Origin of the sequence: Fibrobacter sp. UWB10 (genome assembly GCF_900182935.1) — a bacterium.
Taxonomy (GTDB): Bacteria; Fibrobacterota; Fibrobacteria; order Fibrobacterales; family Fibrobacteraceae; genus Fibrobacter; species Fibrobacter succinogenes_O.
In genome coordinates this window covers 951,061-976,166 of record NZ_FXUE01000001.1, presented here as the reverse complement: position 1 = coordinate 976,166, position 25,106 = coordinate 951,061, and the positions used below count along the sequence as shown (strand labels likewise).

Annotated in this window: 21 protein-coding genes; 14 read left to right on the top strand and 7 right to left on the bottom strand. The window is 46.2% G+C overall.

Translation table 11 applies throughout. The features are described 5' to 3' along the window. Nucleotides 1-42: 42 nt before the first annotated feature. From QOL41_RS04050 to QOL41_RS04030, 5 genes are read left to right on the top strand one after another with little or no spacing between them, the layout of a single operon-like run. Nucleotides 43-930, top strand: a complete 888-nt coding sequence (locus QOL41_RS04050) for a polyprenyl synthetase family protein (RefSeq protein ID WP_283428759.1) — start codon at nucleotides 43-45, stop codon at nucleotides 928-930. Then, nucleotides 930-2,798 carry a 1-deoxy-D-xylulose-5-phosphate synthase gene (gene dxs, locus QOL41_RS04045; protein ID WP_283428758.1) on the top strand — a complete coding sequence of 623 codons (1,869 nt, stop codon included), beginning with the start codon at nucleotides 930-932 and terminating at the stop codon, nucleotides 2,796-2,798. The genes QOL41_RS04050 and dxs overlap by 1 nt, the downstream gene beginning before the upstream one ends. Then, nucleotides 2,795-4,033, top strand: a complete 1,239-nt coding sequence (locus QOL41_RS04040; RefSeq protein WP_283428757.1) for a TrmH family RNA methyltransferase — start codon at nucleotides 2,795-2,797, stop codon at nucleotides 4,031-4,033. The genes dxs and QOL41_RS04040 overlap by 4 nt, the downstream gene beginning before the upstream one ends. Then, nucleotides 4,033-4,926, top strand: a complete 894-nt coding sequence (pyrF, locus tag QOL41_RS04035) for an orotidine-5'-phosphate decarboxylase (RefSeq protein WP_283428756.1) — start codon at nucleotides 4,033-4,035, stop codon at nucleotides 4,924-4,926. Before QOL41_RS04040 ends, pyrF begins: the two co-directional genes overlap by 1 nt. Nucleotides 4,927-4,928: 2 nt before the next feature. Continuing rightward, nucleotides 4,929-5,777 (top strand): hypothetical protein, encoded by an 849-nt coding sequence (locus QOL41_RS04030; protein ID WP_283428755.1) that lies wholly within the window; start codon nucleotides 4,929-4,931, stop codon nucleotides 5,775-5,777. A gap of 74 nt (nucleotides 5,778-5,851) precedes the next feature. Here the strand turns inward: QOL41_RS04030 and QOL41_RS04025 are convergent, their stop codons facing one another. The 5 genes from QOL41_RS04025 to QOL41_RS04005 form a co-directional block, all read right to left on the bottom strand. Continuing rightward, nucleotides 5,852-8,512 (bottom strand): P-loop NTPase fold protein, encoded by a 2,661-nt coding sequence (locus tag QOL41_RS04025; RefSeq protein ID WP_283428754.1) that lies wholly within the window; start codon nucleotides 8,510-8,512, stop codon nucleotides 5,852-5,854. A gap of 20 nt (nucleotides 8,513-8,532) precedes the next feature. Continuing rightward, nucleotides 8,533-9,504: a hypothetical protein gene (locus QOL41_RS04020; RefSeq protein WP_283428753.1), complete on the bottom strand. Its 972-nt coding sequence runs from the start codon at nucleotides 9,502-9,504 to the stop codon at nucleotides 8,533-8,535. Nucleotides 9,505-9,513: 9 nt separating this feature from the next. Beyond that, a complete protein-coding gene (locus QOL41_RS04015; RefSeq protein ID WP_283428752.1) occupies nucleotides 9,514-12,084 on the bottom strand; it encodes an amidohydrolase family protein in 2,571 nt (856 codons plus the stop codon). Nucleotides 12,085-12,408: 324 nt separating this feature from the next. Next, nucleotides 12,409-13,179 (bottom strand): hypothetical protein, encoded by a 771-nt coding sequence (locus QOL41_RS04010; protein WP_173653292.1) that lies wholly within the window; start codon nucleotides 13,177-13,179, stop codon nucleotides 12,409-12,411. After that, on the bottom strand, nucleotides 13,173-14,177 hold the full coding sequence (locus tag QOL41_RS04005) for an MlaD family protein (RefSeq protein ID WP_173653293.1): 1,005 nt from the start codon (nucleotides 14,175-14,177) through the stop codon (nucleotides 13,173-13,175). Before QOL41_RS04005 ends, QOL41_RS04010 begins: the two co-directional genes overlap by 7 nt. Nucleotides 14,178-14,273: 96 nt before the next feature. Between QOL41_RS04005 and QOL41_RS04000 the strand changes: the two genes are divergently transcribed. The 4 genes from QOL41_RS04000 to QOL41_RS03985 all read left to right on the top strand — a co-directional run bounded on the left by QOL41_RS04000 (nucleotide 14,274) and on the right by QOL41_RS03985 (nucleotide 18,093). After that, complete coding sequence (locus QOL41_RS04000; RefSeq protein WP_283428751.1) at nucleotides 14,274-15,476, top strand: M18 family aminopeptidase; 1,203 nt, start codon at nucleotides 14,274-14,276, stop codon at nucleotides 15,474-15,476. Nucleotides 15,477-15,570: 94 nt separating this feature from the next. After that, entirely contained in the window at nucleotides 15,571-16,308 is a 738-nt protein-coding gene (locus tag QOL41_RS03995; RefSeq protein WP_283428750.1) for a tetratricopeptide repeat protein, read from the top strand. Continuing rightward, nucleotides 16,308-16,976 (top strand): hypothetical protein, encoded by a 669-nt coding sequence (locus QOL41_RS03990; protein WP_283428749.1) that lies wholly within the window; start codon nucleotides 16,308-16,310, stop codon nucleotides 16,974-16,976. Before QOL41_RS03995 ends, QOL41_RS03990 begins: the two co-directional genes overlap by 1 nt. A 43-nt stretch (nucleotides 16,977-17,019) precedes the next feature. Then, complete coding sequence (locus QOL41_RS03985) at nucleotides 17,020-18,093, top strand: expansin family protein (RefSeq protein ID WP_283428748.1); 1,074 nt, start codon at nucleotides 17,020-17,022, stop codon at nucleotides 18,091-18,093. Here QOL41_RS03985 and QOL41_RS03980 read toward each other — a convergent pair. Beyond that, on the bottom strand, nucleotides 18,090-18,644 hold the full coding sequence (locus tag QOL41_RS03980) for a DUF1353 domain-containing protein (RefSeq protein ID WP_283428747.1): 555 nt from the start codon (nucleotides 18,642-18,644) through the stop codon (nucleotides 18,090-18,092). The two genes, QOL41_RS03985 and QOL41_RS03980, sit on opposite strands and share 4 nt — an antisense overlap. A 151-nt stretch (nucleotides 18,645-18,795) precedes the next feature. Between QOL41_RS03980 and QOL41_RS03975 the strand changes: the two genes are divergently transcribed. Genes QOL41_RS03975 through QOL41_RS03955 form a run of 5 tightly spaced genes read left to right on the top strand, consistent with a single transcriptional unit; the run spans nucleotide 18,796 to nucleotide 24,122 of the window. Next, complete coding sequence (locus QOL41_RS03975; protein WP_283428746.1) at nucleotides 18,796-20,172, top strand: sensor domain-containing diguanylate cyclase; 1,377 nt, start codon at nucleotides 18,796-18,798, stop codon at nucleotides 20,170-20,172. 3 nt (nucleotides 20,173-20,175) lie between these two features. Next, complete coding sequence (locus QOL41_RS03970; RefSeq protein WP_349362389.1) at nucleotides 20,176-21,564, top strand: Y-family DNA polymerase; 1,389 nt, start codon at nucleotides 20,176-20,178, stop codon at nucleotides 21,562-21,564. Beyond that, nucleotides 21,557-21,772 (top strand): hypothetical protein, encoded by a 216-nt coding sequence (locus tag QOL41_RS03965; RefSeq protein ID WP_283428744.1) that lies wholly within the window; start codon nucleotides 21,557-21,559, stop codon nucleotides 21,770-21,772. The genes QOL41_RS03970 and QOL41_RS03965 overlap by 8 nt, the downstream gene beginning before the upstream one ends. 34 nt (nucleotides 21,773-21,806) lie before the next feature. After that, nucleotides 21,807-22,154, top strand: coding sequence for a hypothetical protein (locus QOL41_RS03960; RefSeq protein ID WP_173653299.1), 348 nt, complete (start codon nucleotides 21,807-21,809; stop codon nucleotides 22,152-22,154). A gap of 6 nt (nucleotides 22,155-22,160) precedes the next feature. Next, nucleotides 22,161-24,122, top strand: coding sequence for a GTP-binding protein (locus QOL41_RS03955; protein WP_283428743.1), 1,962 nt, complete (start codon nucleotides 22,161-22,163; stop codon nucleotides 24,120-24,122). Here QOL41_RS03955 and QOL41_RS03950 read toward each other — a convergent pair. Continuing rightward, nucleotides 24,119-25,009: a DUF58 domain-containing protein gene (locus tag QOL41_RS03950; RefSeq protein ID WP_173653301.1), complete on the bottom strand. Its 891-nt coding sequence runs from the start codon at nucleotides 25,007-25,009 to the stop codon at nucleotides 24,119-24,121. The genes QOL41_RS03955 and QOL41_RS03950 overlap by 4 nt on opposite strands. Between the last annotated feature and the right edge of the window lie 97 nt (nucleotides 25,010-25,106).

Sequence of the window (25,106 nt, the reverse complement as noted above, 5' to 3'; positions counted from 1 at the left end):
AGTCTTGTATACAATCACGAAATTAAGTATCTTTGGGATTATATGGAAACCCTTGAAAAAGAAGCGGCTATTGCCCTCGATTACCTGTCCCGCATCTCTAAGGAAGCGGAAAAGAAGTTTGAAGAATTTTTGCCGCCCGTAGCCGACCGTCCGGAAAGGCTCCACGAGGCGATGCGTTATTCCATGTTTGCGGGCGGCAAGAGACTCCGTCCGGCACTTGTACGTGCTGCATTTGACATGTTCGGTGGCAAGGGCGAATCGGTAGATTACGCCATGAGCGCCCTCGAAATGCTCCACACCTTCTCGCTCATTCATGATGACCTGCCCTGCATCGACAACGATGACTTTAGGCGCGGTAAGCCCACAAGCCATAAGCAGTTCGGCGAAGCTACCGCTGTGATGGCAGGCGATGCTCTTTGCATTCTCGCTTTTGAATTGATGGGCAAGACCGGCAACGCGAAGGCAATTGAAGTCCTTGCTCACTTGCTTGGCACCTACGGCATGATCGGTGGCGAAATGATCGACATCGAATGCGAAGGCAAGAAGGTGGACCTGGAAATTGTCGACTACATCCATTACCACAAGACGGCTGCCTTGATTGAAGCCTCGCTGGAAGTGGGTGCCCGCCTTGCAAACGCAAGCGAAGACGACATTAAGATTATTCGCAATTACGGCCGTTCCATTGGCCTTGCGTTCCAGATTGTAGACGACATTCTGGACATTGTTTCTACGACCGAAGAACTGGGCAAGGATGCCGGTTCCGACATCGAAAAGGGTAAGGCAACATACCCGGCTCTCGTGGGTCTCGATAAGTCCCGCGAGCGTGCGCATGAATTGTATCAGGAATCGCTCAAGGCTTTGGATGGCCTGAAGTGCGACACCAAGATTCTGCGCTCCATTGCCGCATTCATCATTACCAGGGTTAACTAATGGACCTTAAGAATATCAAGTCCCCCCAGGACATAAAGCATTGCTCTGTCGAGGAGCTTTACAACCTGGCGTCGCAGATCCGCGAGACCATCATCGGTCAAGTGGCTAAGCATGGCGGTCACCTGGCTTCTAGCCTGGGTGTGGTGGAACTGACGCTCGCTCTCCATTATGTGTTCAACGCTCCTGACGACAAGATTGTGTGGGACGTAGGGCACCAGGCTTATGTCCACAAGCTTTTGACGGGTCGTTTCGACCGCTTCGAGACGCTTCGCCAGCAGGGTGGCATTTCCGGATTCTTGAAGAGGAACGAAAGCGAATACGACTGCTATGGCGCAGGACACGCGACGACCTCTATTTCGGCTGCACTTGGCTTTGCTGTTGCCCGTGACCATTTTAAGCGCAAGAACAGCGTGGTGGCTGTTATCGGTGATGGTTCCATGACGGGCGGTATGGCTTACGAAGCCATCAACAACGCAGGACTTTCGAAGCAGAACATGACCATCATCTTGAACGATAACAAGATGAGCATTGCTCCGAACGTGGGTAACTTCAGCAAGTACCTGAACCGCGTGATTTCGGACCCGGTCTACAACAAGATGCGTTCGGACTTGGATCGCTTGATGAAGCGTCTTCCGGGCATTTTGGGTTCTCGTTTCCGCGATTTGTTCTTGCAGGCTGAAAATGCCGCGAAGACGGTGGTGAAGCCGGGCCGATTCTTCGAAGACTTGGGGATTCGTTACTTTGGCCCGATCGATGGCCATGACATTAACGAACTCATTATGCTGTTGCAGCGCGTCAAGGAACAGCCGGGCCCGTGCCTAGTGCATATCTTGACCGAGAAGGGACGCGGCCTGGATGCGGCCGTCAAGAACCCGACCAAGTGGCATGGCATTGGACCTTTCGACCCTGAAAGTGGATTGCCGCTTTCTCCGGGAAAACCGAACCCGTCTTTGACGCATGTGTTCGGAAATACTTTGCTTGAACTCGCTAAGAAAGATGACCGCATTATCGGCATTACGGCTGCGATGCCTACCGGTTGCGGTATGGACATTGTGGCCCGTGAACTTCCTGACCGCGTGATTGACGTGGGTATTGCCGAAGAACATGCGCTTACCTTTGCCTCGGGCCTTGCCTGCGATGGCGTGGTTCCGGTGGTTGCGATTTATTCAAGCTTTATGCAGCGCGCTTATGACCAGATTATGCACGATATCGCCTTGCAGAACTTGCATGTGGTGATGGTGCTTGACCGAGCGGGCCTGGTCGGAGCCGATGGCCCGACTCACCATGGCGCGTTCGACTTGTCATTCTTGCGCACGGTGCCGGGTATTACCATCTTGGCGCCGAGCAACGAAAACGAACTGCGCGACATGGTGCGCGCGGCTATCGACATGAAGGGACCTGTCGCGATCCGATATCCGCGCGGGACCGCCCTTGAAGAACACCTGAAACCCGCTCCCGAAACCGTGGACGTGAAGCTCCCGAAGGTTTTGGAAGAAGGCAAGGATATCTTGCTTTTGGGTGCAGGCTTCATGACCAACGAACTCAAGAAGACGGCTGCCGTTCTCCGCGAAAACGGGAAGAACGCCACAGTCGTGGATGCTCGCATTATCAAGCCGCTGGATACCGAAGCTTACCGCAAGCTCTTTGATGCTCACAAGACGATCGTGACGCTCGAAGACAACACGTTGGTGGGCGGTTTCGGTTCAGCCGTGGCTGAACTCATTGCTGATCTCGGTTACACCGATAAGCGCCTGTTGCGCTTTGGCTTGCCGGATCATTTTGTGGAACAGGGCGAAATTCCTGCCTTGTTCAAGCTTTTGAAAATTGACGGAGAATCCGTCGCCAAACAAATCATGGAAAAAGTATGAGCGAAGAAAATAAAAAACGCACCGTAAAGATGACTCTGGACCGTAAGTTCGGAGTGAGCGAAAAGCCTGAACGTCGTCCGCGCCGTGACGATGACCGCGATGAACGCGGTGGCCGTTCTTTCGACGATCGCAGGGGCGACCGTGGAGACCGCAAGTTTGGCGACAAGAAGTTTGGTGACCGCGAAGGCCGCTTTGACCGTGAACGCCGTCCGCGTCGCGACGGTGATGACCGTGGCTCCTTTGGTCGCCGCGAAGGTCGCCGTCCGTTTGGTGAACGCTCGGGGGATAGGGGTCGCTTTGGTGGCGACCGTCGCCCGCGCCGCGAATTTGCATCTGCCGGCGCTCCGATTTACCGCCAGCGCCCTGAAGAACAGAAGGAAGAAGTCGAAGAAGTATTGGACGAAGCCGCACTCGAAGCCCGCGTGGCTCAGGCAGAAGCTTCTGAAGATTCCAACTTCAATCCGCCTTGGTACAAGAAGCTTTTGGCTCTTACGACCGAAAAGGGCCGCGAACGCGAAGGTAAGTTCCTTGGCGAAGGCGTGCATGTGGTGCAGGAACTCGTGAGCAACCATCGCGAACTCGTGATGGGCGTCTATGTGACGGAATCCTTTAACGACGAAGCCTTGGTTGAACAAATTAACGAAGCCGAAATCAGACTGAATGTGCTTACCGACGAACAGATGAAGCGTCTGTCTTCGACCATGACCACGCAGGGTGTGATTGCCGTTGCCCGCATTGCAAGCAAGAAGCCGGTTTATGAATCGAGCCGCAGCGTGATTACGCTCGTGGACGCCGTGCAGGATCCAGGTAACCTCGGAACGATTTTCCGCACGAGCCTCGGCTTTGGTTCCGACGGCATGATTCTTGGCCGCGGCACCGTGAGCCCGTTCAACCCGAAGGTTGTGCGCGGTTCCTCGGGCACCTTCCTCCGCGTGCCTTTCGAATTCGATGTCGATCTCGTTGACCAGATTAACTTCTTGCGCAGCAAGGGTTACACCATCATTGCAACTGACTTGCACGCCAAGCAGTCCCTGCGCCAGATTCCGCAGAACAAGCTTCGCAAGATGGCGTTCCTCGTGGGTAACGAAGGTGCAGGCACCAACCCGTACTTCATTGAACTTGCCGACGAAACGGTGAAGATTCCGATGAGCAGCGAGCTCGAATCCTTGAACGTCGCTGTTGCTCACGGTATCCTTAGCTACGAAGCAGCCCAGATTCAAGAGGACCTTAAGTAATGAACTTTCAGGCTCGCTTAGAAGAACGTATCGCTAAGTGCGGTAACCCGATTTGCCTCGGCATGGATCCGGTCATGAAGTTGATCGACCCGTGCTGCCCCGAAGGTAGCGCCGAAGACAAGATCAAGCGTTTTTATTCTGAAATTTTGGAAAGCTGCCTCAAGCGTAACGTGACGCCCGCCGTGGTGAAGCCGAATAGCGCTTACTACGAATGCGTGAGCGTGCAGGCCATGCTCGTGCTGCAGCAGCTGATTGCCGACTACCGTAGTGCTGGTATTCCCGTGATTCTGGATGCCAAGCGTGGTGACATCGGTAAGTCGAGCGCTGCTTACGCAACCGCCGCTTACGATGTGTACAAGGCTGATGCCGTGACGGTTTCTCCTTGGATGGGTGCCGATTCCGTGGGCCCGTTCATTCGCGAAAATTCTGAAAACGGTGCTTACGTTTTGCTCCGCACGAGCAACAAGGGTGCCCATGACTTCCAGGATTTGCCGGTTGTCCGTGGCGATGACCCGCGCGATGTTGCCGAAGCCTTCTATTCCGTAGCAGACAAGATTATGGAATGGGATGCTAACCTCGGCTACCTCGGTGCCGTTGTCGGTGCAACGCATCCTGAAGAACTCGAAAAGATTACCGCTTACACGGTTGCTCACAAGCACGAAATTCCGTTCCTGATTCCGGGCGTGTCTATTCCTGGTGTTCCGGGCGGTCAGGGCGGTGACGCAAAGACCGTGCTTACGGCTATCGCCAACGGCGGTGGCAAGCGCAAGTTCCACGTGCTCAACAGCTCCAGTGGTTTGAACTTTGCTTACCAGCGCAGCGGTCATCCTGAAAACTTCGCAAGCGATTGTGTAGACGCTCTCGAAAAACTCGCAGAGGCCTGCCAGATTTAAGTATGCGTTTTCTTGCAGCCATCATCGTTGCTATCGCGATTGTCGCAGCGGCTTTCCATTTCGCAAAGCCGCTTCCCGGTACGAACTTCGACGAGTCGTTCTTGCCGAAGGCATCGACGGTGCATTATGTGGCTGCAGGGCATGACGCATCGGTGGCAGGGCTTTTCTGGATTAAGGGTCTGACTGAACTTGGCGAAAGCTACTTGACGGGTAGGGAATATGCTTACCTCGGTCACGTGGCTGAACTTTCTACCAGTCTCGATTCCCTGTTCTACACGCCGTATTACTTTGTCGGTGGTGTGACTCCGGTTGATGCTCCCGACACGTCTGACTTCTCGGTGCTGCGTCGCGCAAGCCGTGTTTACCCCGAGAATTGGCGCCTGTCGCTTTACTATGCGCTTCGCCTTGCTCGCGGACCTTACCCGAACAGGACTGAAGCTGCTAACGTGATGCGCAAGTATTTCGATAGCCCGGATACGACCATTCCCGATCACATTCGCACGATTTACCGCAGTTTCGAACTGGATTCCATGCAGACGGAAACCGCACTCGAAACAATCTTGAATGATGTGATGCAGCCGCGCTTCAAGAAGTTCCGCAAGAGCTTCTACACAAAGATTACCAAGTTGCTCGGTTACAAACTCTTCGGCGAAGATCTAGAGAAGAACGAAGATTACCAGAAAATCAAAGCACTCGTCGATGGCATGGCCGATGGCAAAATCCATCCGGCAGTTGTCTATCGTGAACTGCTTGCCATGAAAAAGCTTCAAGACGAAAAGAAGGCTGTTGAAGAAGCCAAGACGGCTGCGGGTTCCACAGTAATTGCGGATTCCGTTGCCTTAAAAAATTAAAATTCCAATGCACTAACATTGGGAATACAATATTTGAACTCCTATCGAATTAAAATTCTATAGGAGTTTTGTTTTTAGTCTATTACGGGGAGGGATTGAAGGAATCCGACAACATCATTGACAAATCGGTCTCGTTTTGCTTCAATGGAACGAAGTCTTGTTAAATAAGGCACGTCTTCTCGAATATATTTCTTCAATGCAGGCATACTTCTGCGAAGAGGAATATCTTGTATTAGCGAGCTCATCGCACCTCTAGAATCAAGAACTTCAGGATTTGATTCTATTTTTCCTTTTAAAATTTCGCTTATCTTATTTATTATTTTTTGTTTTACCAAAGTTGTTCCAGAATAAATTTTTAAAAACTCTTTCTTAAAATTCTCATTTCCTCCGACAATTTCATCTTTATCATTTTTTTGCACAAGACACTCGTATATTGCCGGCCCAAACAAAAACTTTATTTCAAAATACTCTCCATTATTATTCAAATCATATGTTTTTTTAGAAAAAGATGCTATTATGGCATAAGCATCAGTTATTAAATTGTAACAAAGTTCATCATGCACTTGATAATCAAGAAATGTTTTATCAATAAATTCATCTTGATAGGACGGTTCTATTTTTCTTAAAGATACATCTAAACTATCGAGAATGTCAACATTTCTAATACAGCAACAAGAAAGGAATGGATTTTGAGATGTTCTATCATTCTCACAATATTTTTTTATTTTATTATATAGGGAATTATTTGTCTCTTTTTTAGCAGCTTCCCACAAGATTGGACTAATTTTTTCATAACACCTTTTCACATCAGTTATATTTGCAAATATGCTGAATGTATCAAAGATGGCGTAATCGTCAATGGCGTATTTACTATCATATATAAAATCTTCTGACTTTCTAAAAGAGGCTTCATTTTCCCAATAATATTTACGGCTTAACGAAAGAGCATAAAATTCAATCACGTGGAATAAATCTTCATTTTTTATTTCATGCATTTTTCCCACGCATAAATCAAGTTTACTTCTAATTTCGAAAATACTAATAGCCCTATAGTCGAAACGATTCGTACTATTATTCGCATTTAATTTATCAAAATTAAAGAACGATCCTCCAACAAGTATTTTATAATCGGGTAATCTATCTCTAGCTAAATTTTTTCTTAGGCCTTCCTTTTCGGAACATCCTTCACTAACTTCATCAACAAGTCTATTGTAACTGTTATATAATTTCAATGAATATATAAATTTCAAAGCAAAGAAAAACGCAGACTTATCCGTAAAGACATTCTCACAATAGCGAATGATTGCGAAAACATCTCCAATAGAAATATTGTATGCATTGTTTAATCCATTTATAATTTTGTGTAAGTTATTTCCATCATCGTCATCATCGTCAATCATGGTCCTATAAAGAGAGACCCTATTGTTATCATTATCACCAAAAAATATTTTTTTTAGATTTTGAATAACATTTCTATTGAAAGAAGCAATTTCTTGACATTTAAAAAATTCTACTAGAATGCTACTATTGTAAGCCCCGCAATTATGAGGAATCCATATGTTAAAGAAATAATCCTCAAATTGCCGTTTGTTATAGTTGCCGTCCTCATTTTCATTATAATCAGGCATTCTATATAAAAAATCTAGTAAGTGACGGACTTCTCGTAACGTGTGAGGAATAATAGGGCTATTTCCTCGTTGCAAATGATAAAATAGATAACGAGTTTTTTTAAAAATAAGTGCTGTTATAATATCTTTCAAAATAGATTCTTTAAATGGGATAATATTCCCGTTTTCAATTATTTCCACAGGCTCATTTACAAGTTCTTCGACTGATTTTAAGGGAAATCGATGAGCTTGTGGGATAAGTTTTATCATATATTTTGAAGCCATGTCGGATATCTTCGTTCCATCAATAAATCCTTTTTCAATCATATCCTTATAATGCCTCAAATAATGTCTTTCTATAGCATATTCCAATTGCTCGATTTTTAGCGCCATTAAGATAACAGTATTTTCTTGTGTCAAATATTTTCGAATTTGTTCCGCCATATCAAAAGCGTAAATGGTATGCAAATCAATATCATCTACAGGAATGACCAGAAAATCTTTATTGATGTAGCTTAAATACAGATTGATTAATTTATGTATATTGTTTTGTAACTCAACAGAAGCGCTCAATCCCATTAATTGATCAACAGTATCATCATCACATAAGTTCCTTTTACTCATTCGTGTTAAGGATTCTTTTACGCATTCAAATGCTTTGAAAACTTCATTTTTTTCATATTCTTTTTCGGAACCATTTTTTTCAACATAGTATTTAAATTTGGAAAAAAGTCTTCCTATGAAAATGTCTAAAATATTTCTATCGTTAGTGAAAAAAGAAGGGTCGGTTGAATCTAAAACTTCAAATTCTTTTTCACTAAAATTAGGGAGTAGCTTGCCAAAAGAATTGTTGCTTTTGAGCATTTCTGCGACAGAGCGCATGCATGAGGTTTTACCTGTTCCGCGATCCCCGACAAAAGCATATATGTTGCTAGGACATGTATTATCTTCTTGATTCTTTTTCTTTATCAGGTTCTTGTCGGATAAGATGAGGCCAAGGGTGTCGTTCATAACTTTAAAGGTTTTGGCATATACTTCGCTAAATATTGATTCCTTTCTTTTATCAATATCTTCGATTACAACGCGAGATTCGTCGCCAATGTAGAACTTAAATTTTTTTTCAGACATACTTTAATCCTTTATTTTGTTTAATTGTTTTCATTCGAATTAAAATCTTCTAACGCATACGCTCGAATAATGTATTTGGAATAGTATGAATAATACATGATCCAGTACCGCATAAAAAGAATAAGACTAAAAAATAACGTAAACACCAAGACGAATAAATTGCGGCCGTCTAAACTACCCGAACCATAATCGAAAACATTTTTCCACAAATGCAAAGACTCTATGACGGCTAAAAGAAGGAATACGCAACTGTAATTTCTCAAACAACCATACATATCCAACCAATTGCTGATTTTTCTTTCATGACATGTATTTTTCATTTTCATTAAATCAATATATGTAATCCAATAAATATCAGAATTATATTCTTGAAAATCATCTTCTTTTAGTTGAAGACGATCATCTAATTTTTTTTCAAACAATTTTTTTAAACTGTCGTTGACTTTGCAATCGGTTGCGGTAAGCTTACAGAATGTTTTGGAAAGTTTATTTAAGCATGCTTTAGCAAATTCTTTCTTGTTGTCTTGATTGTAATTTTTTAATTTTTCCCTATTTAAAAACAGTACAAGGGAAAAAATTATCCAAAAACAAATTGGAATGATAGATGTGTAAATAAAAAAAGGAAATAAAATAAGGAACAGACTTGTTAATATGACTATATGAGAAAACCATGGGAATATCTCATTCATTTTGTGTTTCCAATTTAGAATAGTATAAAATGGGTATCCTAATATATTTCGAACAATTAATCTATCATAGATTATATGTCCTATACAACCAATAATTTGGCCAACGAAATATAATCCGGCGCAAACAATTAGTGCTAAAATAATGGCAAAATATGGCTGCAAATTTTGAATATGATTGTTTTTTAGGATATTTAAAACTTCCTCATTAAATATACCCACTAATCCTAATGAGAATAATGTCCCTGGCAGTAAATAACCAAAAAAATCATATGTATTAAATGGTAGAGAAAAATCCGGTTTCATGTTCTACTCCTATGCTAAAAAACTTCTTGGTTCTGCTGATGCGCGGATCATATTTAGCCATTGGTAAATGTCGGTTCTCTTGTAGACTGGATTTCCATCCGCATCTGTCTCTTTTTCTAGAGCGAGAGCCATCAAGGTGAATTCTTTTTCAAGAGATGTTGCAAAAACACCTTGGTCATCTGTGTTAATGGATACGTCTATTGCGGACTTTGGATTTGTTGATAGGAAAGTGTCGTTCATAACAGTAACGGGATGCTCGCAATACATCTCAACATCTGTTATTTGGAGATTCGATGTCGGGTTCGTTTCTATGGAAATATGCTTCTTTTCAATAGTTTTTCGCATATTTGCTTGAAGCTCTGCGATAATTTTAAAATCTTTTTCTTCAAGACGATATTCCGTTTTCTCGTTTCCTTTTATCTTGGCTTGTCCTGAAAAATGATATGCGCGGAAAAGTCCCTCTAATTTTGGGGTGTTTCGTATTTCATCTAAACCGTTTGCAACTCTTTGCTCGTATGGTTTAAAATAGCGGCTTTTAGAATTGAATTTAGGTTTATCACCTCTTAGTTTCCAAGAATCATAATAGTCAGAAATGCTTACGCATTGGTACATTTTTTTGTCATTTTTTATAACATCTGCATAAATTTCACGATACAACTCATGAAATTGTTCAAAAAGACGTCTTTTCAAACCACTTCGGTCCTCAATACCGAATTCCTCTATTTTTATGTATGCCCACACAATATTGTCAAGTAATGTTTGTTTGGGCAAAATAATTCTATTTTGGCGATTTTCGTAATATTTTTTTGCATTCGTACCAAGAGCGACTCCATGGCCTATACGGTCTCCCTCTCCAAATTCCATAAAGGTAATGCATTCGTCGATGGCTCTTAAACCGTCAACAATGTCATAATAATCTTCTCCTGCATGGAAGGTGCGTCCAAGTTGGGCATCGGTGTGTTCTATTAGGAAATCTAGTTGTGTTCGGCGATTGACGTGTTTTAGACGTCGGAAAACAGGAGCAAAGACTTCTGGGCGACAGAAAAATTCGGAATTAGCAGCATCTATCCCGACTATGCGACAAAGAACGTTATTATTTTGGTTTGCGTTCTTAAAAAGAGTTTTTTTTTTCTTTTTATATCCACCAATAACATAGGGATTGCTTTCCTTAATTAGGGTTTCAATTGCCCTCGCCTGTTTGTCAATAATTTTGCGGACCTTGTAGTTACGGCAATACAAATCGCCATTGAACCAGTCTTCTTTTTTTAATTTATTTAACTCCTTATCTTCTTGTTTGATAAAGTGCAGGATGTAGCCTAACTTGACACCTTCCTGAATCTTGCTTTTTTGAAAAAAACGAAAGCTGTCTTCATTTACGTTTCGGTTATATCTTTTTACGGCTTTTAAAAGCTCCTGAGATTCTTTTTTGGGAGCAATTCGCATTTCCATGCTTTTTATAGGCTGATTGCAAACGACGTTATGTACGGCCATGTAAGGGCTTAAACGTTCATAAATGGATCCTTCTTTAAGGAGCATTTTGCGATCTTGAATTTTGTCAAAATAGCCAAAACCTTTAATTTGATCGTATTGAACAATAACTTTCCTGAAATTATTTTTTGCAACGATATACGCATAAAGAAGATCGCCGTATTCATTGTCATTAGATTCTGGAAAGTAAATTTTTTGCAGGACATCGTATAAAAATTTTCGTTCGCCAATTAAAGGAACGTTATAATAACGCGAGGTATCTTTAGAAGTTATGCATTTGGGAATAGCGTAATCAATTCTGCCATTCCCAAATTTAAAACTATTTTGTTTCTGAATCAGAATACTGCGTTTAAAGTCCGTGAGTTGACTTTGGATTTCTAAAAAATTATTGCTTTTCAAAAGTGAGAATAACTGTTTCTTGTCGATATTAGTAATTCCATTTGTTTTTGAATACAAGTATAGTCGAATTGCAATCGCTTTTTCCGCATTCATCAATTCAGTCGAAAAACCAGCTTTTAATACTTTTTTTAAATCGCTTGAATTGAACTCGGCGGCATTCATTATTCCTAGCCAATTAATATCAAAGTTGAGCGACGCGCCATTCATATGTGAATGAAGTTCGTGAAGTCCTTTTTCTAGAATATTGTTTATGGTTATGGAATCGGATTTGATGAAAGGTTTCCAAGCAAATGAATGAATTTTTGTTCGAGAAATATTTTTTGCTAAATGAGAAAGAATTAACAAATCTTCGCCTACAATTCTTGAAATTTCATTCCACCTCAAATATTCTTGTTGACGGCATACGGGTTCGTCATTTTCGTAAACTAACATATCTTCGGCCGCCTTGGCACAAATGTTGAAAACGTTTTTCTTCCCGTTCTTGTCCGTTATCCAACAATCCATAGCAAACTGATTAATGTTTTTTACAACATCATAGCCATAAGCTTTTTCCTGTTTTAGAAAACGCTTCGCAAAATTTTCTTCGTCCATGCCGATTTTTGCAGAATTTTGAAGTTTCCAGAAAGAATGTATAATCTCGTCAAAATCGGCATCGACAAAATAGGTATTGAGGATAAGGCTAAGATTGTTCATTCAAATATTTCGCGATTTTTGAAATTTGTTATCTTGTTTCACAATTTATTTTATTTTGTTCAAGAAAAACAAATTAAACAAGAAATAATTCATACTTATTTCTTACAACATTGTATTTTACTTTCGATTTAATAAAATTGCAGAACGCTTCATTCGACTACTACACAAGGAATTTTTTGCAAAATAATGCGCGAATACGAATTTTCTCGTCATATAAAAAAGGAGACCCCCACCTTGGTAGTCATGCGCCTTGCCCAATGACATAGGCTCCGAATTCTGAAATCCGAATTCCGAAATCCGAATTCCGAAATCTGAATTCAGAATTTACTCCGCGCAGCGCTTGGCGTTGTTCGGGAGGCCCATCAGTTCAAAGGCATTCTTGCAGCGGAGTTTTAAATCTGCTGCTTCTTTTTTAGAGGTGCTCTTGAGTTGTGAACGGTAGTAAAGAACGGTTGCCGTGTTGTAGGGCTTGTTTGCCTTGATGGCTTTTTCTTCGGCGGTGCGGTAGAGGGAATCTGCTTCGCTGCTGCCGGAAAGGTCTGCCATGCGTGCGGCGGTAAAGGCGTAAAAGCCGCCTTTTTTGTCAGAACGTTTGCCTGCCATCTTTAAAGATTCTTGGGCGCGGGAGTCGCGTGTGGCGGCTTGGGCAATAGCGCATTCGCCATAGAAGGCAGCCTGTGCGGTTTCGTCGGCTTTCTTGAGAATGTTTTCATCGATGGCGTCGCAAGCTTTTACAGCGTCGTTGAATTTATTGCGTGCATTCAAGAGCGCAATCTTTGCTTTGGAAAATTGCACCATCGTGTTGTTGTCGAGAACTTCTTTGCGGACAACGGTCAAGAGCGAATCTGCAAAATCCAAGTCGAGGCTCATGGTACGAATCTGTGCCATGGCAATCAGCACGCGACCTTCTGAAAGTAGGTCTGCTTCTTTGCGGCTTGCAATTAGCGCGCGTTCAAGTTGGTTGTAACCTTTGGCGAATTTTCCGTTGTCGAAAGAACGCTGGGCGCGGAAAGAATACACGCCAGAATCCGAAGCCGAAGCAATGGCGCCTGCGGCAAGTAAAGTCGTTATGGCAATTTTAAACTTGCTTACCATAGCGTCTCCACAATGAACGGAACGGAATCTTTGTTAGGCATGGAACGCTTGACGATCCACATGTTCGAAACGCCTGCCATCAAGTCGTCTGCATTCTGCAAGGTTTGTTCGGTTGCTTCCATGAAGTCTGAAAGTCCCGAAGTCACAAGGCTTACTTCGTTCAGGAGCCCGTCGACACGTCCAAACGTATTGTCGACCTTGCCCATCATCTTGTCGACGCCGGTCATGAGGTTGTCCACCTTTTGCGGCAGGGGCTTGATATCTCCCATTAAGCCAGATACATCCGATGCAATGGTATCCACTTTATCAAGTAAGATGGGAATGTGGTATTGCATGGTGTCGAACAAGTCCGAGGCCTGGTACAAAACTTTTTTGCCTTGGTAGGTAATGTCGTCCAAGCGTGTGAGCTGTCGGTTCAAGTTGTCATACAAAAGTCTGGAACCAAATAGGGCGCCAATAGTTGTTCCCGTATCCATGGCCATGCCGAGAATAGTATCTGCGGCATCAATCAGTTTGTTAACACGTCCTAAGAGTTCGTTGGCGGTTTCGATAACGGTTTCGATATCTTGAGCTTCTCCGGGGGGCAGGAATGCTCCGTCTTCAAGAACTTTACCTTTTTTGCGGATGTCGATATTGATGATACGTGCCGAAATCATGTTCTGGTCGCGCATGGCGAACACTTGGGCGCTGTCAGTAATCAGGTTCTGGTATTGTGTACGGATAAGGAAATGCATGACAACGCCAGAATCTTTGACTTCCATACTGTCAATCTGGCCGACGTCCACGCCGCTAATCTGAACGCGGGTGCCTATGTGTAGGCCGAAAGCTTTTTCGAAGCGGCTTTGCAGATGGTATTCCTCGACACCAATCATGTGCGACGAGAATAGTTTCCAATAAAGTACAAAGCCAAAAACCATAACGGCAACGGTAAAGAAGACACCGACCAGAAGGCCGGAAATTTCCATCCAGTTGATTCGTTTTAATGGTTTAAATGCCATGTCAAGAATATAGATTATAGATGTAATAATAAAATCACTTGGTAAAAATTTTCACGCAAAATTGTTGTAAATCGTTGTAATATCTATCTTTAGAGCATGGAATACTTTGAATTTTTGAATAAATCGGTGACTCCGTACCATACTGTTGCGACCCTGAAGGCGCTTTTGGGGGCTGAATGTGACGAAAATGCCCAATTTTTTGAACGTGGTGGTGCTTTGATTGCCGTGCGAACCCCAAAGAAAGTTTGTTCGGACTCGCGGTTTAGGATTGCCCTTGCGCATACGGATTTCCCGACTTTGAGAATTACTCCGAACCCTGATGGCCTTGCTGCGGGTGTGCGTACGCTGCATCCCGAGGTATACGGAAGCCCGCTTTTTACGAGCTGGCTGGACCGAGATTTGGGTTATGCGGGTTTGCTGGCCTATGAGCTTGATGGAAAGGTTGAGACCAAGTTGATTCGAGGCGATAAGTTATTCCGTATTCCGCAGCTTGCTGTGCACTTGAATCGTGGCGTGAATCAGGACGGTCTTAAAGTTAACCCGCAGACAGACTTGAATGCACTTTGGACCGCCGTCGGTGGTAAGGAAAACTTTACAGACGCTTTGGCGGTGGAATTGCCTGCGGGTGCGAAACTTCTGGATTTCGATGTCCAGCTGTTTGATGCGCAACCTGCGCAGTTTGGCGGTTTTGAAAACGAGTGGATTTATTCGGGCAGGCTTGATAACTTGAGCAGTTGCCATGCGATTGCAGAGGCTTTTGCCAAGGCTGGTTCGCTTGAAAAGGACTTTATCGTTGCGGCGTTCTTCAATAACGAAGAAGTTGGTTCCGAAACTCGCGAAGGTGCTGCCGGCAATTTCTTGAAGAGTGTGCTGGAGTCTGTCTCGACTTTTGCCAGTAGCGAGCTTGCGAGCGCGCTCTCTTCTAGCTTTGCGCTGTCCATAGATATGGCGCACGCTTGCCATCCGAACTTTGTGCAAAAGCATGAACCTAACCATGCTCCTGTTTTGGGCGGGGGAGTTGTTCTGAAGGTGAATTCGCAAAAGCGCTATGCAAGCGATGTCTTTTCGAATGCTCAGTTTAAACTGATTTGCGAACAAAATAATATTCCGTACCAGACATTCGTAATGCGTAACGATATGCCTTGCGGTTCGACGGTTGGCCCTGCAATTTCGGCTTCTCTTGGAATCCCGACGGTGGACATTGGCGAACCCATGCTCAGTATGCATAGCATTCGTGAAATGACGGCTGTCAAGGATCACGATAGCATGACGAAACTGGTGAAGGCATTTTACGGCTGAAAATCTCGATAGTCGTGGAGGTAGCCCGTTTGAGGGTGGCCTTTTTCGCGTCTAGTTTTGTATATTCTAGCTAACTTAATGTGAAGGCTTGAAAATGCGATTGTTTGTGATATTGTTGTGCATGCTGTCGGCGGCCCTGTGGGCGCGCCCCATTAATGACGGCAATAAATTGTTTAAGAACGGCGACTATGCCGGCGCTCTCGAAAAGTACATGAAGGCCCGTGAAGCGGAACCCGGAAACCCGCTCTTGTTCTATAACATCGGAACTTGCCAGTACAAGCTTGGCAATTACGACGAAGCGAAAAAGGAACTCGAAAGTGCGGTGCGTATGCCCGACAAGAAAATGGCTGCAAAGGCTGCCTACAATTTGGCGAATACGCATTTCCGCATGGGTGAAAAAGCTGCCGAAGGCAGCGAACGCATTGCCGCTTGGCGCGAATCGGTCGCTTACTTAAAGAAGGCGATTGATCTCGACAACAGTTTCGAAAATGCGAAGAAGAACGTGGAAATCGTTCAGCGCAAACTGAAAGAAGAACTCGACAAGCAAAAGCAGAATCAGGATCAAAATCAGGACCAGAATAACGACCAAAAGCAGCCGCCTTTGAGTGACAAGGCTAAGGAAGTTCTGGCCCGCGCCTTGCAGCTTTGCAAAGACGGCAAGTACGCCGAAGCAAAGGAAATGCTTGAGAACCTGATTGCCGAAGACGAAACCGCTGGTCAGCTCAGCGGACACGTGCAGCGCATTGATGACGTCATTGAAATTAAGGCGGGTCGCAAGCCCAAGGCAAAGATTGATGCCAGCAACACCGATAACGACTTGGAGGTAATCTAATGAAAAAGATTATGTCTATAGTTGCGGTCTTGTTCCTTGCTGTGGCGGCATTTGCGGCACCGAAGTCTGCGAGCGCTTATTATAGCGATGCGGCATTCCAGTATATCGAAAACCGCTTGCCCTCGGCAGAAATTACTTGTAACGAAGGTCTGCAATATTATCCGAACGACCAGAAACTGCAAATGCTCCTAGACCGTATTCACGAGGCCAAGGACGAGCAGAAGAACGAAAACAAGAAGAACGACAAGAACCAAGATCAGAATCAGGATAATAACCAAGACCAAAACAAGGACCAGAACCAGGATCAAAATCAGGATCAGCAAAACCAAGATCAGAACAAAGATCAGCAAGATCAAGATAAGGACCAGCAGAATCAGGACCAGAATCAAGATCAGCAGAATGGTCAAGACGGTCAGTCTAGCAGCAGCCAAGGCGAAGACAGTTCCGACAGCAATGGCGGTGCTGGTGAACAGCCCGAGCCGCAGCAGCCTGAAGAAAATTCTAGCGACAGCAATGGTGGCGAAGAACCACAGGAACAGCCTGCACAGATGGGTGAAATGAGTCCTGAGGACGCGGCACAGCTGTTGAAGGATTTCGACGAACAGAACGGCGAACGCAAGCCTTGGAAACCTATCCGCGGCCAAGCAAGACCGGTTAAGGATTGGTAAGCCGAATAGTCTTTTTCTCCATAAATAATATATATTCAAGGGTATGAGAAATCTTGCCCTTGTTTTTTGTTTTGGAGCCTTGGTGGGCGCAGGCATTGTCGCTTGCGGTGACGATTCGTCGTCGACAAATGCCACGGATACGCCTTCGAGCGAAAGTTCGCTAACGTCTAGTTCTTCGGTAGATAACTCTGCCGGAGCCAAGTCTTCGAGTTCGGAAAAAACGTCTTCGGATTCAAAGCCTTCTTCATCTGATGCAAAATCTAGTTCCTCTGAAAAGGTTGCGACTTCTTCTGAAACGGTGCCGGAATCTTCGGCGACATCTTCTTCGGCGGTTTCGTCTTCTGATTCTGTGCCGGCATCTTCGAGTAATGAAGAAGATGAAGGTGACGGCAAGTGCACGAATTGCGACAGCTTTACTGCGGCAGACCCCGTACTTACCGAAAACGGTGGCAAGGGTTCCGTGACCACATACGGAAGCATTACGGCGAAGGAAACGAGTCTCGGCGGCGCCTGCAATTATGGACAAACGAATATTCAGTATTACGCTGCAATACACGTGAACGTTTCGCCGGGCGATGAAAAGGGACCATGGAATGGTGGCGCCGCTTGCGGTGGCTGCGTGCGCGTGAAAGCGAAAACGCCCGATGGCTGGAAAAGGGTGACTGTGCGTATTACTGATCGCTGCCCTGATGCGGATTGCGGCGTGGACTTGGGCGGTGCTCCTGCTAGCGACATCATGGGAATTCAAGTGGGCCGTTACTACGGCGAATGGGAATTCGTGAGCTGCGAAGGCGTTGAGGGTGTGTGGGGCGACTCCACCTCGATTTGGGTCAAGGAAGGTGCCAGCGAATTCTGGAGCATCATCCATGTGCGTAATCCGAAAGATATGGTCAAGTCCATCACGATTTACGGCGTTGACACACGTGACTTTTATGAACTTGAAATGGTTGTAGGTACCGAAAACTTCTGGGCTGTTCCGCCGGAAATTTTGCAGACGGACAATCGCTACCGCATCGTAGTAAAGTACCGCTCCGGAACCGATGACGAATGGAAAATTAAAGGCTCCGAACTTGCGGAGCCTGAGGCGAATCTGTATCTGTACGAACACCGCGATTAGCGGTATTCGAACTTGGCGATAAACAGGTGCTTGCAGTTGTTGGAGTCATTGCCCCAGTGGCTTGATGAACCTGCAAAAGCCTTGATGCCGAGGTCTGCGGCGCCTGCTACTACGCGGTCCATGCCGGAAATTCTCCAGATGCCACGAAGGATGTCATCGCATTCTTCACGTGTGAGGTCTGCGCCGTTGATGGTTCCCTTGTACATGTAAAGCCCGTCGTGGATAAACGGTGCGGAGTTATAGACGTCATTGCCCTTCTTGATATCGGGGACGAGCCATTGGGCGAATGACGGAGCCGATGCGCCATCGGACATGAAACCTCTTTTGAAAAGGCATGTCATTAAGAAATCGCGGGTTTTACCGTCGGCCTTGGTGTAGCGTGTACCCTTGAGGTAAACGTAACGGTCAAGCTTGAAGAAATACATTTTTCCGTTGCCGTCAAAAACGAGCGGAAAATCAATGGTGATGTCATCCACGGTAATGGAATTACGGTCTTTTTGCAGATATTTGCGACTCTGCAGTTTGTCGATATATTTTTTTAAAATGGACATAGGCTCCCTTTGGACGCATCGGAGATGATGCGTGCTTCTTAAAAGATAATATTTATGTAATTAATTTATTGATAATTGTGTGATTATTTGATAATCTTTTTAAATTGATTGTAAAAAAAGAATACAAAATGCCGAGGGAGGGCAAAGTTGTATGGATTTTGATCAGATTCTGTCGCATTATAGAGCGAATGCCTGCGTGATGTCCGTGGACCTCTATCCGGATGGTTCTTACGGTAACATTCGCGTGGTGGCAGGAAACAAGGCTCATTGCGAAGAAATGGAATCGACTCAGGGGCGCCCGTTTGTGCCGGATTGTCCGTATGAGTTTTGCTTCCCGAAAAACCAGAACTTCGAAGACCACTGTTTCCGCTGCGTGCAGTCGGGCAAGCCACTCCACGCCTATGTTGACCTTTACATGATGGGCCTTTGGCTGAACATGTTCTTGATGCCGCTGGACTCTGACCGCGAAAATGTCGGTTACTGCATTTACTGTTACGATGTGGCGCCCAAGGCTGATTCTTCGGCCATGGCAGACCTTTCCGGAGACACGGCTTCGAACGTTCTCAAGGCTTGTATCAAGTTGCGCGGTGCGGACAATGTCAAGCAGACTTTCCAGGAAGTGGTCGAGGATATCCGTAATTTTTGCGAATCCGATCAATGCTGCATTTTGCTCACCGATGCTGAAAATCGCGAGTGCTCCATTTTTGTAGAATCGACTCGAGAAGGTCTGAAAGTACAGCCGATGTCTCGATATGTCGAAGGCTTTTACGCGATTGCAGAAACATGGCCGGAAACGCTTGCCGGCAGTACATGCATTATTGTGAAAGACGAACGCGATATGGAAAAGCTGCGCTTGGCCAATCCGATTTGGGGCTCGATGCTTGACCTTTCGGGTGTAAAGACGATTGTGCTTTTCCCGCTGCGTCATGGCGGCGAATTGCTCGGCTACTTGTGGACGGTTAATTTTAACGTCAATGATACTCTGAAGATTAAGGAGACGCTTGAAGTCACCACGTTCCTTATTGCGTCTGAAATTTCAAGCTACCTGCTTTTGAACAAACTTCAAACGATGAGTACGATTGATTCGCTGACGGGTGTAAAAAATCGCAATGTGATGAACCACAGTATCGATCAAATTGTGGCAGGTCGTAAACCGACTCCTAAAGCCGTTGTATTTGCCGATTTGAACGGACTGAAACATACAAACGACGAACAGGGACACAGTTTTGGCGATAAGGTGCTGCGTTCGGCTGCAGAAATTTTGCAATACGTTTTCCCAGAAGAAGATGTATACCGTGCCGGTGGCGACGAATTTATGGTGCTTGCCTCGAACATTACGGAAGATGAATTGAATACTCGTATTGCTAAAATCCGCACGATGGCGAAGCTGTCTGAAAATGTGAGATTCTCCATTGGCACCTGTTATGGTGATCCTGATGTTCGTAGGGCAATGCATATTGCAGACGAACGAATGTACGTCGATAAAAACTTTTTCTACGCCGAACACCCTGAATTAAAATACAGGTAAAAAATTGTGGGACGCACATACGCAGCGATTGACCTGAAGTCGTTCTTTGCCTCGGTGGAATGTATTCTCCGAGGTCTTGATCCGCTTAAGGCAAAGCTTGTGGTGGCTGACGAAAGTCGTACTGAAAAAACGATTTGCTTGGCGGTGACGCCGGCTCTTAAAGCTTACGGGATTCCAGGACGTGCGCGACTTTTCGAGGTGAACCAGAAGGTGCGCGAGGTACTGCGGCGTACGGGCGAAAAGATTGAATTCACCATCGCAAAGCCGCAAATGGCGAAGTACGTGGAATATTCCACGAAGGTCTACAACGTTTACTTGAAGTATGTGAGTGCCGAAGATATTCATGCGTATTCGATTGACGAATGCTTTTTAGATTTGACGCGCTACTTGAAGCTTTATAAAAAGACTGCCCGTGAACTGGTGAAGACGATTATCCAAGATGTCTTTACGACTACGGGAATCACGGCCACGGGCGGTATCGGCACGAATCTGTACCTTTGCAAGATTGCGATGGATGTGATGGCGAAGCATGTGGATGCGGATGATGATGGCGTGCGCATTGCGGAACTTGACGAGATGAGTTACCGTAAACAACTTTGGTCACACAGACCGATTACGAGCTTTTGGCAAGTGGGTCGCGGCATAGCAGAGCGCTTGGAAAATTGTAGGCTGAATGCGGGACGCGGCATTTACACGATGGGTGACATTGCTCGCGTAAGCGTCAAGAATCCTGATGCGCTGTACAAGCTTTTCGGCGTGAACGCAGAGATTTTGATTGACCATGCTTGGGGTTACGAGCCTTGCACGATTGCGGACATCAAGAAGGCGAAACCGCGGAACAGAAGCACGGGCGAAGGCCAAGTGTTGCAAGATCCGTATCCGTTTGACAAGGCGCGTCTTGTGGTGCGCGAGATGGTCGATACGGTTTCGATGACCTTGATTGCCCACGACTTGGTGACAAATGCGATGGTGCTCACGGTAGGTTACGACCGCGAAAACGTGGACAAGGGAATTTACCACGGCGTAACTGTAACGGACTTTTACGGACGCACGATTCCGAAGCCTGCGCACGGCACGGCAAATATTGGTTATTATACCAGCTCACAAAAAGTGATGGCGGATGCAGTCATGAAACTTTTTGACCGCATTGTGGACCCGAAATTAACAGTGCGTCGTTTGAACTTGGTGGCCGCCGACATTGTGGATGCAAGTCATGAACAGTACGACTTGTTTACCGATGTGAAAAAGCAGGAGCGCGAAAAGAAACGCCTGAAAGCAGAACTCCTCATCAAGAAACGCTTCGGCAAGAACGCCATTGTGAAGGGAATGGATTTGCAAGAGGGTGCTACTACCATTGAACGCAACGGACAAATCGGAGGACATCGTGCCTAATTTTGATTATAGCGATATTATTGATTTGCCGTATCCGCGGAACGATTGGAATTTCTTGATTAAGCATCCGCGTATGAGCATGGAAGACCGCGCGAAGATTTTCCACCCGTTTGCGGCGTTGCGCGGGCATGCTGAAGCGCTTGATGCAACAGCCGAACGCAAGCAAGAGGCGGTCGCGAACGAGCTCACGCTAGACGAAAATTTCTAAATTAACTATGTAAATCCTTTCACCCGAGGTTACCATGAGTCTTGATGAAGAACGTATCCGCGAGCTGCAGCGTAAAGACCAGGAACATGATGCGCGCCTGGATATGCAAAAGGAAAAGGATGACGAACATGATGTTCGCATTGATGCATTGTACAGCAAGGAACGCGAACAAGATTTTAGATTGAAGGCTCAGGTGGCCAAAGATGCAGAGCACGATTTCCGCTTGAATTCTGTAGACAGCATCAACAAAATGCAGGATTCAGAATTGCACCGTCAATCGGAAAAGGACCGTGAACATGATGCTCGTTTGGATGCGCTTGAAAAGCTTTGTGCCGAATTGTCGCAACGTGTAGCCGCTCTTGAAGAACAATTGAAAAAGTAGGGCGTCGTGACTCAGCCTGTTCGAAATATTGCAATCCTTGCCCACGTGGATGCCGGAAAGACGACTCTTTCGGAGCGTATTCTTTTTGCGGCGGGTGAGGTTCGCCGGCCAGGCAAGGTAGAAGAAGGCCTTGCCACCATGGACTATATGCCCGAAGAAAAAGAGCGCGGCATTACCATTGAAAGCGGCGTGGCGCATTTCGAATGGAAGAACACCTGGTTCAATTTTATCGATACACCGGGCCATGTAGATTTTGGCGCCGAAGTCGACACGGCGCTGACAGCCGTCGAGGGCGCGGTGCTTGTGGTGAGTGCCGCGAGCGGAGTGGAAACGCAAACGGTAGCCGCCTTCCGTAAACTGCGCGAAGCGGGCGTGCGGACGATTTTATTCGTCAATAAGCTTGACAATCCCGATTATTCCCTTGACGAAACGCTGATTAATATTGAAGAAGTTCTGGGCGTGCGCCCGGTGCTCATGACGCTCCCTGAATACAAGGGCGGACGCATGTCGGGCGTGCTCGATGTGCTTAGTAAAAGTCGCTTGATTCATTCGGATTCGGGCGAAGAAGTCGTAGACGATTCTTGGCCGCAATCGGGTGAGGTGAGTGATTCCACCGAGAAAATCAAGAAGCATTACGCCGAGGCGGTGGAATTCGCGAGCAACTTTGATGATGAAGTTTTGCAGCTTGCGCTTGAAGGGAAGCCGGTTCCTCCCAAGACGCTTTTGCGCGGGCTCAAAGAACTGGCGAAGAATAGCGACTATGCGCTTTGCTATGCAGGTTCGGCTATCGAAGGCTTCGGGGTACGCAGCCTGACAACGGCGCTATCGTTCTTCTTGCCCGATGTACCTGAATTTGGCGGAAATGAATTAGGCCAGGTCATTCGACTGCGACATTTTAAAGGCGTGGGCGAAATTTCGCTGTTCCGTAGCCACACGAATATGGAACGCAAGGAATGGCCTGCTGGTTTTGAATTTTCTCGCTTGAAAGCAAACTTGTTGCAGCCTGTTGACGAAATCCGTTCGGGCGATATTTATGCCATGCGTAGCCCGTTTGAGACTGAACTTGGCCAGGTGATTTATTTAGACGGAACGTCATTGCGAGCCGAAGGCGAAGCAATCCATGACGAATCAACATCCCTCCGTGACAAGTACCAGCCGCTTTTGCAGACTCGCGTGGAATGCTTGGGGGCTGAAGATTACCATCATGTGGAAAAGAGTTTGAATGTCCTCGCCCGCATGGATCCCTCTTTCCGCGTGCAAAAAGACGATGGCGGATTCTGGTATTTGCATACGGTAGGCGAAGTGCAACTCGACGTATTGCTAGCCCGACTCAAGCGTGAATTCGGTTGCGAAGTCAAGGCGGGATCACCTGAAGTCCGTTGGCAAGAACGCCTGTGCCGTAACGTGGGCCCGGTCGAAAATACCTTCCAGCTAGGGCCCCATAAGATTTCCATCAAGCTTTCGGCGACACCGCTCGACAGCGACGCTCACGATATCCGCCTTTCGGCTGAATTCCTGGAAACGGCCCCGCGCGAAATTTTGGCAGGTGTGCGTTCTGCGCTTCTGGAATCTACGGAAATCGGCGTACTCGGCAAGGGCCCGCTCGTAGGCGTGTGCTTTGAAGTTCATGAATTCACTTGGACCGAGGGCGCTTTGCCGCCGATGATCAAGAAGGCATGCGCCGATGCCGTCACCAAGCTTATCAAGCCTGCCGATGTTCAGTTGTACGAACCTGTGATGGAACTTTCGCTGGAATGCCCTGTGAATTTTGCAGGCCTTGTGACGGGCGACATTCAGTCTCGCGACGGTAAGGTGAAAGAAATCGGTGGCGATGGCAAGACGCATTTCTTGAAGGCCGAAGTCCCGCTGCGTAAGATTTTCGGATACGCTACAGGTGTCCGTAGCATCAGCAAGGGCACTGCGCTTTATAGCATGAAGTTGCTCGGGTATAGACCAGCGACAGTTTAGAGTCGGGCGGCCTTCGCTCTGCGGCGGAAGTGCTCGATAAGCGGGGCGACTGTTTCCTTGAAGTCGTCGTGAGTTTCGATGCGCACGAAGTCGATGGACATGCGCTGGAACAGTTCCTTGGTCGCCTTGCCTTGGCGCTTGGCCTCGCGGGCAAATGCTTCGCGGAAGGTGGCATCACCAGTATCAATCAAGAGCGTTTCGCCGGTTTCGGGGTCTTCAAGTTCCACAAGGCCTGCGGGCGGAAGTTCCATTTCACGCGGGTCAACGACAGAGACCGCAAGCACGTCGTGGCGCTTACGGAGAATCTTGAAGGCGTTTTCGAAACCTTCGTCGAGGAAGTCGCTCATCACCACGACAACGGCACGACGATTCAGAATCTTGCCGGCATATTCCAGTGCCACCTGAGTGTTCGTGCCGTGGTGCTGCGGCTTGAAGTAAAGAATTTCGCGGATAAGACGCAGCACGTGCTTGCGGCCTTTCTCCGGCGGAATGAAAAGCTCGACCTGGTCGGTGTAAATCAGCAGGCCGACCTTGTCGTTGTTCTTGATGGCGGCGAATGCGAGGAGTGCGGTCAAAGTCGCCATGACTTCGCCCTTCATCTGCTTGCCGGACCCGAACTCCGAACTGCTGGAGGCGTCAACCATCAAAAGCATGGTCATTTCGCGCTCTTCGATAAACTTTTTTACATACGGCGTGCCGGTACGCGCCGTCACGTTCCAGTCGATAGTACGCACGTCGTCGCCCGGCATGTATTCGCGGACCTCGCTAAATTCCATACCGTTCCCCTTGAAGGAACTGTGGTAAGCGCCGGTCATCACGGTGTCGAGCGTGCCGCGAACGCTAAGTTCAATGCGGCTGACGGTCTTTAAAACTTCTTTATCTAACATCTCAAAGTCTCTTTTTTACGCTAAGAATATACAAAAAAATGAAATGCCGGAGAAAGTCGTTTTTTTTCGACTTTTGGCGAAAATTGATGCATCACGT

Coding starts and splice junctions, on each gene's coding strand:
- QOL41_RS04050 (WP_283428759.1), top strand. CDS start 43: ATGGAAACCCTTGAAAAAGAAGCGGCTATTGCCCTCGATTACCTGTCC.
- dxs (WP_283428758.1), top strand. CDS start 930: ATGGACCTTAAGAATATCAAGTCCCCCCAGGACATAAAGCATTGCTCT.
- QOL41_RS04040 (WP_283428757.1), top strand. CDS start 2,795: ATGAGCGAAGAAAATAAAAAACGCACCGTAAAGATGACTCTGGACCGT.
- pyrF (WP_283428756.1), top strand. CDS start 4,033: ATGAACTTTCAGGCTCGCTTAGAAGAACGTATCGCTAAGTGCGGTAAC.
- QOL41_RS04030 (WP_283428755.1), top strand. CDS start 4,929: ATGCGTTTTCTTGCAGCCATCATCGTTGCTATCGCGATTGTCGCAGCG.
- QOL41_RS04025 (WP_283428754.1), bottom strand. CDS start 8,512: ATGTCTGAAAAAAAATTTAAGTTCTACATTGGCGACGAATCTCGCGTT.
- QOL41_RS04020 (WP_283428753.1), bottom strand. CDS start 9,504: ATGAAACCGGATTTTTCTCTACCATTTAATACATATGATTTTTTTGGT.
- QOL41_RS04015 (WP_283428752.1), bottom strand. CDS start 12,084: ATGAACAATCTTAGCCTTATCCTCAATACCTATTTTGTCGATGCCGAT.
- QOL41_RS04010 (WP_173653292.1), bottom strand. CDS start 13,179: ATGGTAAGCAAGTTTAAAATTGCCATAACGACTTTACTTGCCGCAGGC.
- QOL41_RS04005 (WP_173653293.1), bottom strand. CDS start 14,177: ATGGCATTTAAACCATTAAAACGAATCAACTGGATGGAAATTTCCGGC.
- QOL41_RS04000 (WP_283428751.1), top strand. CDS start 14,274: ATGGAATACTTTGAATTTTTGAATAAATCGGTGACTCCGTACCATACT.
- QOL41_RS03995 (WP_283428750.1), top strand. CDS start 15,571: ATGCGATTGTTTGTGATATTGTTGTGCATGCTGTCGGCGGCCCTGTGG.
- QOL41_RS03990 (WP_283428749.1), top strand. CDS start 16,308: ATGAAAAAGATTATGTCTATAGTTGCGGTCTTGTTCCTTGCTGTGGCG.
- QOL41_RS03985 (WP_283428748.1), top strand. CDS start 17,020: ATGAGAAATCTTGCCCTTGTTTTTTGTTTTGGAGCCTTGGTGGGCGCA.
- QOL41_RS03980 (WP_283428747.1), bottom strand. CDS start 18,644: ATGTCCATTTTAAAAAAATATATCGACAAACTGCAGAGTCGCAAATAT.
- QOL41_RS03975 (WP_283428746.1), top strand. CDS start 18,796: ATGGATTTTGATCAGATTCTGTCGCATTATAGAGCGAATGCCTGCGTG.
- QOL41_RS03960 (WP_173653299.1), top strand. CDS start 21,807: ATGAGTCTTGATGAAGAACGTATCCGCGAGCTGCAGCGTAAAGACCAG.
- QOL41_RS03950 (WP_173653301.1), bottom strand. CDS start 25,009: ATGTTAGATAAAGAAGTTTTAAAGACCGTCAGCCGCATTGAACTTAGC.